Source organism: Streptomyces sp. M2CJ-2 (assembly GCF_016757295.1).
Taxonomy (GTDB): domain Bacteria; phylum Actinomycetota; class Actinomycetes; order Streptomycetales; family Streptomycetaceae; genus Streptomyces.
The window spans coordinates 47195-59925 of record NZ_JAESIF010000010.1 but is presented as its reverse complement, the minus strand read 5'-3'; the positions used below and the strand labels follow the sequence as shown (position 1 = coordinate 59925).

The following is a 12731-nucleotide window of genomic DNA, read 5'->3' as shown; positions in this document are numbered from 1 at the left end:
CCTCCCAGGCCGTCTAGGCTCTGGGGGAGCCGTGCAATGACGTGACTCAGCCGCGGCTGGGACCGGAGCGATCCGGACCCGGTCGCGGCTGAGGCAGATCTGGATGATTTTTCCGTTCCGTTACCTAGGAGACGAGGAGGTCGGTGTCGATGGTCCTCGCTCTGACTGTGTGCGGAAGTGTCGTGGCGCTCGTGGTGGTGGGCCTCTTCGTGTTCGGCCTGCGCCGCCGTTTCCTCCAGCGTTCCGGCGGAACCTTCGACTGCAGCCTGCGCTGGGACGTCCCGGAAGCGGGCGACACCGGCGGCAAGGGCTGGGCGTACGGGGTGGCCCGCTACAACGGCGACCGGGTGGAGTGGTTCCGCGTCTTCTCCTACGCGCTGCGTCCGCGCCGCGTCCTGGAGCGCTCGGCGATCGAGGTGGCGGGCCGCCGGGTGCCCGAGGGCGAGGAGGAGCTGGCGCTGCTGTCGGACGCGGTGATCCTGGCCTGTCTGCACCGGGGCAGGCGGCTGGAGCTGGCGATGAGCGACGACGCGCTGACCGGTTTCCTCGCCTGGCTGGAGGCGGCACCGCCCGGCCAGCGGGTGAATGTGGCGTAGACACGTGTGAACAGGACTGCTCCCCCGGACCTCGTCCGGGGGAGCAGTCCTGTTCACGGTCGGGTGCCTGTGCCTACTTCAGGCCGTTGTGGATGGCGCCGACCAGTTCACCGCCCGCGGTGTCACCGCTGAACTCCCAGAAGAACGCTCCGCCCAGGCCCTGGTTCTTGGCCCAGGCCATCTTGCTGTTGATGGTGGCGGGGGTGTCGTAGGACCACCAGTTGTTGCCGCAGTGGGCGTACGCCGTGCCGCCGACGGTGCCGGTGGCCGGACAGCTGTTCTTGAGGATCTTGTAGTCCTCGATGCCGGCCTCGTAGGTGCCGGCCGCCGGGCCGGTGGCGGTGCCGCCGGGGGCGGCCTGGGTGACGCCCGTCCAGCCGCGGCCGTAGAAGCCGATGCCGAGCAGCAGCTTGCTCGCCGGGACGCCCTTGGCCTTCAGCTTGGCGATGGCGGCGGCGGAGTTGAAGCCGTCCTGCGGGATGCCGTTGTACGCGGTCAGCGGCGAGTGCGGGGCGGTGGGGCCGGCCTTGTCCCAGGCGCCGAAGTAGTCGTACGTCATCACGTTGTACCAGTCGAGGTACTGGGCGGCGCCGCCGTAGTCGGCCGCGTCGATCTTGCCGCCGTTCGAGCCGTCCGCGGTGATGGCGGCGGTGACCAGGTAGTCCTTGCCGAACTCGGTGCGCAGGGCCTGGGAGAGGTTCCTGAAGGCCGCCGGACCACTGGTGTCGCAGGTGAGGCCGCAGGCGTTCGGGTACTCCCAGTCGATGTCGATGCCGTCGAAGACATCGGCCCAGCGCGGGTCCTCCACGACCTGCTTGCAGGATTTGGCGAACGCGGCCGGGTTCTGCGCGGCCTGGCCGAAGCCACCGGAGTAGGTCCAGCCGCCGAACGAGTACAGCACCTTGATGTGCGGGTACTTGGCCTTCAGCTGGCGCAGCTGGTTGAAGTTGCCGCGCAGCGGCTGGTCCCAGGTGTCGGCGGTGCCGCTGACGGACTGGTCGGCGGTGTAGGCCTTGTCGGTGGCTGCGTAGGCGTCGTCGAGCTTGCACTGGCCGCCCACGACGTTGCCGAACGCGTAGTTGATGTGCGTGATCTTGGCGGCGGAGCCGGACGTCACCAGGTTCTTGACGTGGTAGTTGCGGCCGTAGACGCCCCACTCGGTGAAGTAGCCGAGGTTGACCTTGGCGCCGGTGGGCGGCGGTTCCTCGGTGTTGCCGGTGGTGCGCACCCGCACCGCGCCGCTGACCGGGCCGGTCTGGTCGGCGGTGTCACGGGCCTGGACGGTGTACGAGTAGTCGGTGCCCTTGGCCAGGCCGGTGTCCGTGTACGACGTGCCGGTCACGGTGGCGACCCTGGCGCCGTCGCGCAGGACGTCGTAGTTCTTGACGCCCTTGTCGTCGGTGGCGGCGGACCAGGACAGCCGCACGGAGGTGTCGGTGATGTTCGAGGCGGTGGGGGTGCCGGGGGCGGAGGGGGCCGCGTCGCCGGGGACGGAGGTGCCGTCGCAGCTGCCGCCGTTGAGCTTGCAGCCGGACGGGGAGCCGGAGCCGCTGCCGTTGAAGCCGAAGGAGATCGACGCCCCGGGAGCGAGGGTGCCGTTCCAACCGACGTTCTTGGCGGTCCAGTGGTCACCGGAGTTGGTGACCGTGGCGTCCCAGGCGGAGGTGACCTTGGTACCGGAGGGGAAGTCCCACTCGACGGTCCAGGAGTTGATCGTCGTGGTGCCGGTGTTCTTCACCGTCCACTTGCCCTCGAAACCGGAGCCCCAGTCCTGGGTCTTGGCGTAGGTGGCGGTCGCCGATGTCGCGGCCTGGGCGGGGCTCGCGAGGGCGATGAGAGCGGAGAGGGGGAGGAGCAGGGTCGAGAACCCTGCCACGGCTCTGTGTCTGAAGCGCATGGCGCGCCTCCTTCGTGGGGGTGGGGGATACCGCCGTGGACATGACTGAGCCTTCACACCCACGGTGCCGCGAGGATAGAAAGGTCTGGACCACGGGTCAATAGGTCTGGACCACCCACTCGTTCCGGTCAGACCCCCAACTCCTGGGCCAGTACCGCGGCTTGCACACGGCTGCGCAGCCCCAGCTTCCCCAGCAGACGGCTGACGTGGGTCTTCACCGTGGCCTCCGCCATGTCGAGGCGCTCCGCGACGGCGGCGTTGGACAGGCCCTCGCCGAGACAGGACAGCACCTCCCGCTCGCGCCGGGTGAGGGAGTCCAGCACCGCCGGATCGGCCGTGGACCCGCGGGCGGGCTTCGCGGCGAACTCGGCGATCAGCCGCCGGGTCACGGCCGGGGCGACGATCCCCTCCCCGCGCGCCACCGTGCGCACGGCCTCGACGAGGTCCTTCGCCTCCGTGTTCTTCAACAGGAACCCCGAGGCCCCGGCCCGCAGCGCCCCGAAGACGTACTCGTCGAGGTCGAAGGTGGTCAGCACCAGGACGTCGGCGAGCCCCTCCGCGACGACCTGCCGGGTGGCCGACACCCCGTCCAGGCGCGGCATCTGCACATCCATCAGCACCACGTCCGGGCGCAGTTCACGGGCGAGCGCCACCGCCTGCTCGCCGTCCGCCGCCTCACCCGCCACCTCGATGTCGGGCGCGCTGCGCAGGATGAGCACCAGCCCGGCGCGGACGGCCAACTGGTCCTCGGCGACCAGGACGCGGATCATTCGGTCCCTCCTCGGGGAACGTCGGTGACGGGAAGGGTGGCGCGGACGACCCAGAGCTTGCCGCCGGTGCCGTCCGCGGAGTTCTCCGGGCCGGCCTCGAAGGTGCCGTGCAGCAGCGCGGCACGCTCCCGCATCCCGACGAGCCCGGCCCCGGAGCCCGGCGCGCGCGGGGCGTCCCTGCCCCCGCAGGGGCTGGTCACCCGCAGCTCGAGGGCGCCGTTCCGCCCGCGCAGCCACACCGTCACCGCGCCCTGCGCGGCGTGCTTGAGCGCGTTGGTCAGCGACTCCTGCACGATGCGGTACGCGGCCAGCTCGACCGGGGCCGGCACGGAGCCGTGCACGGCGTCGAGGGCGACGTCCAGGCCGTTGGCGCGGGCCCCCTCCACCAGGGCGCCGAGACCGTCGAGGGTCGGGGTGGCGGCGGGCTCTTTGTCGTCGGCGGTGGTGCCGTCCCGCAGGATGCCGATCAGGCGGCGCATCTCGGACAGTCCCTGGACGCTGTTCTCCCGGATCACGGTGAGAGCCTCGCGGGAGGTCTTCTCGTCCTCCAGGGAGAGGGCGGCCGTCGAGTGGATGGCGATCGCGGACAGGTGGTTGGCGACCATGTCGTGCAACTCCCGTGCCATCCGGGCCCGTTCGGCCGCCACCGCCTGGGTGCGGTCCATCTCGGCGAGCAGCGCGGTCTGTTCGGCCCGCAGTCGGGCGGAGTCAGCGGCCTCGCGGTGGTTGCGCACGATCAGACCGGTCGACGCGGGCGCGAACGCGACGAGGCCGGTGAACACACCGACCAGCAGCGCCTCCGGCACCCGCCACACCGCGTAGGGCACCAGGGTCGCCACGATGGTGAGCAGCCCGGTGACCCGCGGGATGTGGCGGGCGGAGGAGGGCGTGCCGTAGAGGACGGCGGTGTACATGAGGTCGGTGTACATCAGGAGCGTGATCAGGCTGCCCTGGGTGAGGGCGTCCCCGATCAGCGCGACCGTGCCGATCAGCAGGGCGGTGCGCGGGGCGGCCCGGCGCAGCAGCTCGCCCCCGGCCATCAGGAAGAGCGGCAGCACGATCGGCCAGGGGCCGTCGAAGAGCACGGTCGGGTCGTGGGCCGGCCGCATGCCCAGGCCGATGCCGCACAGCAGGAGCCCGCCGAGCAGCCCGGCGAGCGCGACCCATGCGTCGAAACGGTGGGGGCGGGGGAGTCGTACGGCCATGGCACCATCCAACACGGTGCGCGCACCCGGTGCCTTGTGCCCGCGAAGGGTCCTGGACTGCATCTTTCGATGTACCGGAGATTCGTCACCGGCGACGACGATCCCGGCCGCCCCGCACGGGAGCCTGAAAGGGTGACCGAGAGGAGCGAACCGTGATCGTCGCCTTGATCGCAGCATGCGAGATCGGCTTCTGGGTGCTGCTGGCCGCCGGACTGGCCTTCCGCTACCTGCTGAAGATGCCGCGCACCGGCCTGGCGCTGCTGCTGTGCGAGCCGCTGCTGGAGGTCGTCCTGCTGGTCGCCACCGCGCTGGACCTGAAGAACGGTGCCGAGCCGGGCTGGGCGCACGGTCTGGCCGCGCTCTACATCGGCTACACCGTCGGACACGGCCACCGCACCGTGAAGTGGCTCGACGGCCACGCCGCCCACCGGTTCGGCGGCGCCCCCAAGCCGGCCGGTCCGCCCCGCTACGGCATGGCCCGCGCCCGGTACGAGGCCGGGGTGTGGCTGGGCACGCTGGCGGGGGCCGCCGTGGCCACCGTGCTGCTCCAGCTCGCCATCCGGTACGTCGGCGACGCGAGCCGGGTGGGCTCCCTGGAGAGCTGGCGCCTCACCGCCTGGCGCGTCACCGGCATCCACGGCCTGATCGCCCTGACCTACTGGCTCTGGCCGAAGAAGGCCCCGGCGGGCGAGGGACGGGCGGACCGGGACGGTCTCGCCGAGTCGGAGAAGAGCGTCCGCCGGTGAGCCCGGCCGGGCCGTCCGGGCAGGCGCCCGGACGGCCCGGCCACGGCCCGCTGCCGTCGCCCCTCAGCGCTCCCCGCCCGGTACCCACAGGATGTCGCCGGTCTCCTTGTTGGCGGTGCGGGCCAGGATGAAGAGGAGGTCGGAGAGGCGGTTGAGGTAGGTGGCGGTGAGGGGGTTCATGGTGTCGCCGTGCGCCTCCAGGGCCGCCCAGGTGGAGCGTTCCGCGCGGCGGACCACGGTGCAGGCCTGGTGGAGGAGGGCGGCGCCCGCCGTGCCTCCCGGGAGGATGAAGGAGCGCAGCTTCTCCAGCCGCTCGTTGAAGCGGTCGCAGTCCGTCTCCAGCCGGTCGACGTAGAACTGCTCGACCCGCAGCGGAGGGAACTCCGGGTTCTCCACGACCGGCGTCGACAGGTCCGCGCCCACGTCGAACAGGTCGTTCTGCACGCGGGTGAGGACCTCGACGACCTCCTCGTCGAGAGATCCCAGCGCGATCGCGGTGCCGATCACCGCGTTCGCCTCGTTGGCGTCGGCGTAGGCGGCGATGCGCAGGTCGGTCTTGGCGACCCGGCTCATGTCACCGAGGTTCGTGGTGCCCTTGTCGCCGGTCTTCGTGTAGATGCGTGTCAGGTTGACCATGCGGTCAGCCTAATGAGGCCCCGGAGGTCCGGACACCGGTGTGCCGACCGTCACGGCCCGCCGTGACGGTCGGTCTCGCGTGGGGTGGAGCGCCGGTCAGATCCCGCAGCTGGGTGCGGACCAGTACGGTGACGGGTCGAAGGCCACGTGGGTGTGGTCGTTGTGGCCGGGGTAGCCGGGGCCGAGGATCTCGGAGAAGCCGTGGACCCTGGACTGGCGGGCGAGGGTGCACAGGCTCGGCGAGCCGACGAGGTCGGCCGCGTCGCCGTAGAGGTGACGGCTGGTCGACGAGCCGCCGACCGCGCTGTTGCAGGCGTAGGAGCGGAAGCCGCTGGAGACGGTGATCGGCACGTCACCGAGCGCGTGCCGCATGGCCTCCAGCTTCCACATGGTCTTCAGGGCGTTCGCCTTGGCGGTGGCTGCCGAGACCGCGCCGCCCGACCAGGTGGAGTTGCACTTGTTGAGTTCGGCATAGCTGAAGTGGACGGGCGTGCAGTCGGCGTCCTGGAGCGCGTAGATCTTGCTGAAGGTCTGCGGACCGGCGACACCGTCGGCGGGCAGTCCGTACGCCGACTGGAACTTCTTGACGGCGGCGGTGGTGCGGGCACCGTACTGGCCGTCGTAGGAGAGCCGCTCGCCCGAGGTCACCCAGCCGGCGACCCGGATCTGCAGCTGCGTCACATCGCTGCCGGAGGAGCCCTGGGACAGGGTGCGGTTCCAGGTGTAGCACTCGTCGGCGTGCGCCGTGCCGGCGGTGGCGCCCACTCCGAGGACCGTACCCGCCATGATCATGACAAATGAGAGAAGGGTGCGTGTCGCGCGTCTCAGCATTCCGGCCTCCCGACCGTCCGTCGCTGGATGGAACGGTGCCGCCCGCCCGGACGGCACCCGTCGACCAGCGTGCGACACGGTGCTACGCGCGTCAACAATCTGTGGATGAATACCTGGAGTTGACGGTGGGGAGGGTTAATGGCCGAACCCGAGGGTCCTCGGAAGCGCCGGGAGTGATGGGCGTCTCACTGCGTGAGACGTGACACGCATTACTAACCCCTCACACATCCGCTCACGAGCGCTAGTGTCCGCGAGTGACGTACAGGAACAGCGTGTGAGTGTTTCGAAGGGGAGTCGCACAGTGGCACGGAAGCTCGCCGTCATCGGGGCCGGCCTCATGGGGTCCGGAATCGCCCAGGTCTCCGCTCAGGCGGGCTGGGACGTCGTCCTGCGCGACGTCACCGACGAGGCGCTCACGCGAGGTACCGACGGAATCAAGTCGTCGTACGACAAGTTCGTGAGCAAGGGCAAGCTCGAGGCCCACGACGCCGACGCGGCCCTCGCCCGGATCACCGCGACCACCGACCTGGACGCCTGCGCGGACGCGGACGTCGTGGTCGAGGCGGTCTTCGAGAAGCTCGAGGTCAAGCACGAGATCTTCCGCGCCCTCGACCGGATCGTGCGCGACGACACCGTGCTCGCCTCCAACACCTCGGCCATCCCGATCACCAAGATCGCGGCTGTGACGGAGCGCCCGGAGCGGGTCGTCGGCGCGCACTTCTTCTCGCCGGTGCCGATGATGCAGCTGTGCGAACTGGTCCGCGGCTACAAGACCAGCGACGAAACCCTCGCTACCGCACGGGAGTTCGCCGAGTCGGTCGGCAAGACCTGCATCGTCGTCAACCGTGATGTGGCCGGCTTCGTGACCACCCGCCTCATCAGCGCCCTCGTCGTCGAGGCCGCGAAGCTCCACGAGTCGGGTGTGGCGAGCGCCGAGGACATCGACCTGGCCTGCAAGCTGGGCTTCGGTCACGCCATGGGGCCGCTGGCCACCGCCGACCTGACCGGCGTCGACATCCTGCTGCACGCCACCGGGAACATCTACACCGAGTCCCAGGACGAGAAGTTCGCCCCGCCCGAGCTGATGCGCCGGATGGTTGACGCCGGTGACATCGGCCGGAAGAGCGGGCAGGGCTTCTACGTGTACTGATCATTCCGGACGCCCCGGTGCTCATCACGCACCGGGGTGAATTCGGTATCGGTTCGCTTACGCGGGGCAACCTCTGCGGGCTCCAGGCAGTCAGAGGTTGCATCACCGTCGTCAAAAACGTGAGAAGCCTGCACACCTTGAAAACCTGAAAACCCTGGAACCTTAAAAAACGGAGCACGGCACGCACGGGAGCGCATATGCATATCAGGGGCGACCACGCCGAACTGGTCGTCGGGGGCCGCCTCGACGTCCGCAGCGCGGCGGACGCCCGTACGGTCCTGCACTCGGCCGTCGACGGCGGGGTCGGCGATCTGCTGCTGGACCTGTCCGAACTGGACTCCTGGGACGCCACCGGACTCGGCGTGATCATGGGGGTCCACCGGCGGGCCGGCCGCTGCGGCCGGCGACTGGTGCTGCGCGACGTACCGCCACAGCTGCAGCGTCTGTTGGTGGCCACCCGGCTGCACCGGATCCTGGCGATCGAAGGGGGCATCGGGGTGGACACGCTGCCCCGTGTGTGAGGTCGGAGCGGGCTGAACCGGATGAACCTGACGACTTGGCAGGCACCGGACGACCTGACGAGAGACCCCGGCGACCCGTGCGACGTGCGCACAATCCTCACGAGACTGTGATGTCCCGGACCCAGCGGTACCCCGGACTGTCGTAGATACTGGGAGAAGGTTTAGGGTTCGGCTGCCCGCTGCCTCACCAACCCTCGAGCGGGACCGGACCAGAAGCGACAGCGCGGTGTGCAGCAAGGCCGGGAGGGGCTTGGACCCAGGCACACGACGCTTTTGGGGGGCTAGGACCTTATGGACCCGAACAACCCGGGACCCGAGGAGTACGGTCGTGACGGTGACGGGCACGCGCCGCGCCAGCGCCCGCCCAGGGAACCCCTCGCATCCGACTTCGGGCAGCCCGCGCCCGTGCTCGCCCGCACGGTGCAGCTCGTCTCCGGCGACTTCCTGCTGACCGTCAATCCCGTCGACGGCAGTGAGATAGAGCCCTGCCCGCCCGCCGAGCGGCCCGCACGCCCCGTGAAGCTGACGGAGGCCGAGCGCGCCGAGACCGGGCGGGCCGCCAGGCCGCCCGTCCCGCCCGGCCCGTCCCAGCCCGAGCTGCCGCTGACGGCCCGCCAGGACGAGCGCGAGAAGCTGGTCCGGCTGCTCGCCCGCGGCCGTTCCGTGCGCCTCACCGGCCCCGCGGGCTCCGGCCGTACCCGGCTGCTCGACGTCGTCGCAGAGGACTGCGCGGACCTCGCCCCCGACGGCGTGGTCCGCCTGGACGGCCACCGCCGCAGCGCCGACGATCTGCTGTACGACCTCTTCTACGCCGTGTACGACGCGCCGCTGTACCGCCCCGGCCGGGACGAACTCGCCGACTGCCTCCGTGAGGTCGGCGCGGTCGTCGTCCTCGACGACCTCGGGTTCGGCGGCGCCGCCCTCGACGAACTGCTCGACGCGACGCCCGAGTGCGCCTTCCTGCTCGGCGCCACCCCGGACGTGCCCGCCCCGTCGGCCGACTCCGCCGTGGAGGAGGTCGTCCTCGACGGACTCGACCGCGCGGCCGGTCTCGACCTGCTGGAGCGCGCCGTCGACCGGGACCTCACCGAGGACGAGTCGAACTGGGCCGGTGACCTCTGGTTCGAGTCCGAGGGCCTGCCGCTGCGCTTCGTCCAGGCCGGTGCCCTGCTGCGGCAGCGCGACCGGCGGCGCGCCGGCACCAGCGCCGTCGACGAGTTCGGCGTCTTCGAGGACATCTGGCCCGGCGACCTGTCCGACGAACTGCCCGCCGACGCCGTCGGCACCGTCGACGGTGACGAGATCCCGCTGCCCTCGCTCGGCGAGGCGGCCGCTCCCGCCCCGCTGCTCGCGGCACGGCTCAGCGCCTCCGCCCGCGCCACCCTGCGGTTCGCCGTCGCGCTCGGCGGCGAACTCCCGCACCAGGCGCATCTGCCCGCGCTGGTCGGCGACACCCACGCCGACGCCGCGCTCGGCGAACTGGCCGCCTGCGGACTGGTCGCCCCGGCCGGTTCCCGCTACCGGCTCGCCGCCGGCGTACCGGCCCAGCTGGAGGCCGCCGGGTACGCCGACGGGGCGCAGGCACAGGCACGCACCGCTGCCCAGCACTACACCTGGTGGGCCGGACACCCCTCGGTCACCCCGGAACGGGTCTGCGCCGAGGCCGACGCGGTGCTCGCCGCGCTCGCCGTGCTGTCGCCGCTCGCCTCGGCCGCCGACGAGGGCGAGGCGGACGTGGCGGTGCAACTGGCCCGCACCGCCGCCCCCGCGTTCGCCGCGGGCCTGCACTGGAGCGCCTGGGAGCGGACCCTGCGGGCCGGTGCGGAGGCCGCCCGGCTCGCCGGGGACGTGGCGGAGGAGGCCTACTTCCACCACGAGCTCGGCATCCACGCCCTGTGCGCGGGGGAGCTGGACCGCGCCCGTGCCGAACTGGAGGCCTCCGTCGGCCTGCGCGGGGCCGCCGCCGACAAGCGCGGCACCGTCGCCGGACGCCGGGCCCTGGCCCTGGTCAGCGACCGCTCCGGCATCCCGGCGGCGCTCGCGCCGACCGCGGGGGAGGAGGTGCCGGACGCCCGGCACGAGGAGTCGGCCTCGCCGCCCCGCGGGGTGCCGACGGCCTTCCCGGAGCTTCAGCCGCCCACCGACACCGGCCTGATCGTCCACCACACCTCGCCCGTGCCGATGCCCGCGCCCACGCCCAAGGCCGGCGTCGGACTGAAGGGCCTGGCCCGGCGCAACCTCGTGGCGGCCGGCGCGGGCGCGCTGCTCGTCGCCGTGCTGGGCACGGTGGTCACCCTCGGAGCCACCTCGGAGAACGACCCCGGTGCCCCGTCGGAGAACGTCGGCGTCAACCCGTCCGCGAGTCAGGGTGCCGACGACGGCAGCCTGGGCGCGGACCGGCGGACCGAGGAGGGCGGTGACACCGGTGACGCCACCAGCCGGCCGGCCGACCCCGGCCCGGACGGCACCCTCGGCACCTCCGACGACCCGACGCCGACGGCCACCGAGTCGGGCGATTCCTCGGCCGATCCGAGCGACACCGGGAAGCCGGACGACTCGACGACCACGCCCTCCACGCCGACGACGTCGTCGTCCTCGCCCGCGAAGCCGTCGACGACGACCAAGCCGAGCGAGCCCACCGACGAGCCGACCGAGTCGCCGGACGAGCCGACGGACGAACCCACGGACGAGCCGACCACCCCGACGACGGGCCCGACGGACGACTACACCCCGCCGCCGGCCACGTCCGACTCGGCGAGCGGCCCCACCTCCTCCACCCCGACCCAGACGGAGTCGGGGGCGAGCAGTCCGGCGAGCGCCCCGCAGAGCAGCGAGGCGGGCACGCCGAGCAGCTCCGGAACGACGCTGATCTGACACCCCGGGCGTCCGCGGACGCCCGGGAACACTTTCGGGCATGTGTGAAGGGCCGGATCCCCGACGGGGGATCCGGCCCTTCACACATGCCGTGACACCGCTCAGAACAGGCGCAGTTTGTCGTCCTCGATGCCCCGCATGGCGTCGTAGTCGAGGACCTGGCAGCCGATGCCCCGGTCGGTGGCGAGCACGCGGGCCTGCGGCTTGATCTCCTGGGCCGCGAACACGCCGCGCACCGGGGCGAGATGCGGATCGCGGTTCAACAGCTCCAGATAGCGCGTGAGTTGCTCCACGCCGTCGATCTCACCGCGTCGCTTGATCTCCACCGCGACGGTCTGTCCCTCGGCGTCGCGGCAGAGGATGTCGACGGGGCCGATGGCGGTCATGTACTCGCGGCGGATGAGGGTGTAGCCCTCGCCGAGGGTCTCGATGCGGTCCGCGAGCAGCTCCTGGAGGTGGGCTTCCACGCCGTCCTTGATCAGGCCGGGGTCGACGCCCAGTTCGTGCGAGGAGTCGTGCAGGACCTCCTCCATCGTGATGATGAGTTTCTCGCCCGCCTTGTTGACGACGGTCCAGATCCCCTCCTCGTCGCCGCTGCCCTCTTTGAGCGTGCAGGGCGGCGACATCCAGTTCAGGGGCTTGTAGGCCCGGTCGTCGGCGTGGACGGAGACGCTTCCGTCCGCCTTGACCAGGATCAGGCGGGGTGCCGACGGCAGGTGCGCGGTGAGCCGCCCGGCGTAGTCCACGGAGCAGCGGGCAATGACGAGACGCATGGTCGGCAACGCTACTCGACAGGCCGCGGTCGATGCGATTCGCCCGGTCCCGTGACCGACTCGGAACCGAGTCACAGGAGTCACTCCAGACCCTCTGGGCGTGTCCTGTATCTCCTGGAAAACGCGTGTTCGGCGATGGCCGATTCCCGGCCCACAGCAAGTCCCGCATCCGGGGATTCTCCTGGTGCGGCCCCGGCCAGTTGCTTACGGTATTGAACGGGAGGTCGCGGCGTGTGCACGCAGCGTGTCGGATTCTGCGAACTCCCGTATCTGTCAGGCAACCCCCGCCCGGCGGGGGTGCGAGAGGAGAACCCATGTCGCTCGACGTCTCACCGGCCCTACTCGAACAGGCCGAGCGAGGCGAGGTCGACGAAGCAGACTTCGTCGACTGCGTCCGGACCTCCCTGCCCTACGCGTGGGAGATGATCAGCTCCCTGGTGGCCCAGTTGAAGGTGGACGGCGGAGAGTTCGCCGACAACCAGACGCCTCCGCCGGACGAGCAGGCTCGCGGTCAGCTGCTGCGTGCGCTCGCGAGTGACGCGATACGCGGCGCGCTGCAGCGGCACTTCGGTGTCCGGCTGGCCTTCCAGAACTGCCACCGGGTGGCCGTGTTCCCGCTCGACTCCTCGGTCGACGAGAGGCTGGCCAAGTTCACCTCGGTCCGTGGGCAGCTGCTGAACCAGTCGCCGGAACTGCGCGACTGCTGACACGCCACCTCGCTTGCCGCTCCGT

Annotated in this window: 12 protein-coding genes; 6 read left to right on the top strand and 6 right to left on the bottom strand. The window is 71.2% G+C overall.

Annotated features, from left to right (window positions below):
- Positions 1–149 precede the first annotated feature (149 nt).
- Positions 150–596 carry a DUF2550 domain-containing protein gene (locus tag JL475_RS11295; RefSeq protein WP_202277414.1) on the top strand — a complete coding sequence of 149 codons (447 nt, stop codon included), beginning with the start codon at positions 150–152 and terminating at the stop codon, positions 594–596.
- Between the two features lie 73 nt (positions 597–669).
- Here JL475_RS11295 and JL475_RS11290 read toward each other — a convergent pair whose 3' ends face one another.
- The 3 genes from JL475_RS11290 to JL475_RS11280 all read right to left on the bottom strand — a co-directional run bounded on the left by JL475_RS11290 (position 670) and on the right by JL475_RS11280 (position 4468).
- Positions 670–2493, bottom strand: coding sequence for a glycoside hydrolase family 18 chitinase (locus JL475_RS11290; RefSeq protein ID WP_202277413.1), 1824 nt, complete (start codon positions 2491–2493; stop codon positions 670–672).
- Between the two features lie 128 nt (positions 2494–2621).
- A complete protein-coding gene (locus JL475_RS11285) occupies positions 2622–3263 on the bottom strand; it encodes a response regulator transcription factor (RefSeq protein ID WP_202277412.1) in 642 nt (213 codons plus the stop codon).
- Positions 3260–4468: a sensor histidine kinase gene (locus JL475_RS11280; RefSeq protein ID WP_202277411.1), complete on the bottom strand. Its 1209-nt coding sequence runs from the start codon at positions 4466–4468 to the stop codon at positions 3260–3262. Before JL475_RS11280 ends, JL475_RS11285 begins: the two co-directional genes overlap by 4 nt.
- A 152-nt stretch (positions 4469–4620) precedes the next feature.
- Between JL475_RS11280 and JL475_RS11275 the strand changes: the two genes are divergently transcribed.
- Complete coding sequence (locus JL475_RS11275; RefSeq protein WP_202277410.1) at positions 4621–5214, top strand: hypothetical protein; 594 nt, start codon at positions 4621–4623, stop codon at positions 5212–5214.
- A gap of 63 nt (positions 5215–5277) precedes the next feature.
- Here the strand turns inward: JL475_RS11275 and JL475_RS11270 are convergent, their stop codons facing one another.
- Positions 5278–5850, bottom strand: a complete 573-nt coding sequence (locus JL475_RS11270; RefSeq protein ID WP_202277409.1) for a cob(I)yrinic acid a,c-diamide adenosyltransferase — start codon at positions 5848–5850, stop codon at positions 5278–5280.
- Between the two features lie 96 nt (positions 5851–5946).
- On the bottom strand, positions 5947–6681 hold the full coding sequence (locus tag JL475_RS11265) for a D-Ala-D-Ala carboxypeptidase family metallohydrolase (RefSeq protein ID WP_202277408.1): 735 nt from the start codon (positions 6679–6681) through the stop codon (positions 5947–5949).
- Positions 6682–6982: 301 nt separating this feature from the next.
- On the opposite strand from JL475_RS11265, the gene JL475_RS11260 reads away from it, so the two are divergent.
- The 3 genes from JL475_RS11260 (at position 6983) to JL475_RS11250 (ending at position 11226) form a co-directional block, all read left to right on the top strand.
- Positions 6983–7831, top strand: a complete 849-nt coding sequence (locus tag JL475_RS11260) for a 3-hydroxyacyl-CoA dehydrogenase family protein (protein WP_202277407.1) — start codon at positions 6983–6985, stop codon at positions 7829–7831.
- A gap of 197 nt (positions 7832–8028) precedes the next feature.
- On the top strand, positions 8029–8352 hold the full coding sequence (locus JL475_RS11255) for an STAS domain-containing protein (protein ID WP_202277406.1): 324 nt from the start codon (positions 8029–8031) through the stop codon (positions 8350–8352).
- 291 nt (positions 8353–8643) lie between these two features.
- A complete protein-coding gene (locus JL475_RS11250; RefSeq protein ID WP_202277405.1) occupies positions 8644–11226 on the top strand; it encodes an ATP-binding protein in 2583 nt (860 codons plus the stop codon).
- A 101-nt stretch (positions 11227–11327) separates the two neighbouring features.
- On the opposite strand, the gene nucS is transcribed toward JL475_RS11250, so the two are convergent.
- Positions 11328–11999: an endonuclease NucS gene (gene nucS / locus JL475_RS11245; protein ID WP_202277404.1), complete on the bottom strand. Its 672-nt coding sequence runs from the start codon at positions 11997–11999 to the stop codon at positions 11328–11330.
- Positions 12000–12313: 314 nt separating this feature from the next.
- Between nucS and JL475_RS11240 the strand changes: the two genes are divergently transcribed.
- Positions 12314–12706 carry an SCO5389 family protein gene (locus tag JL475_RS11240; RefSeq protein ID WP_042167610.1) on the top strand — a complete coding sequence of 131 codons (393 nt, stop codon included), beginning with the start codon at positions 12314–12316 and terminating at the stop codon, positions 12704–12706.
- Positions 12707–12731 lie beyond the last annotated feature (25 nt).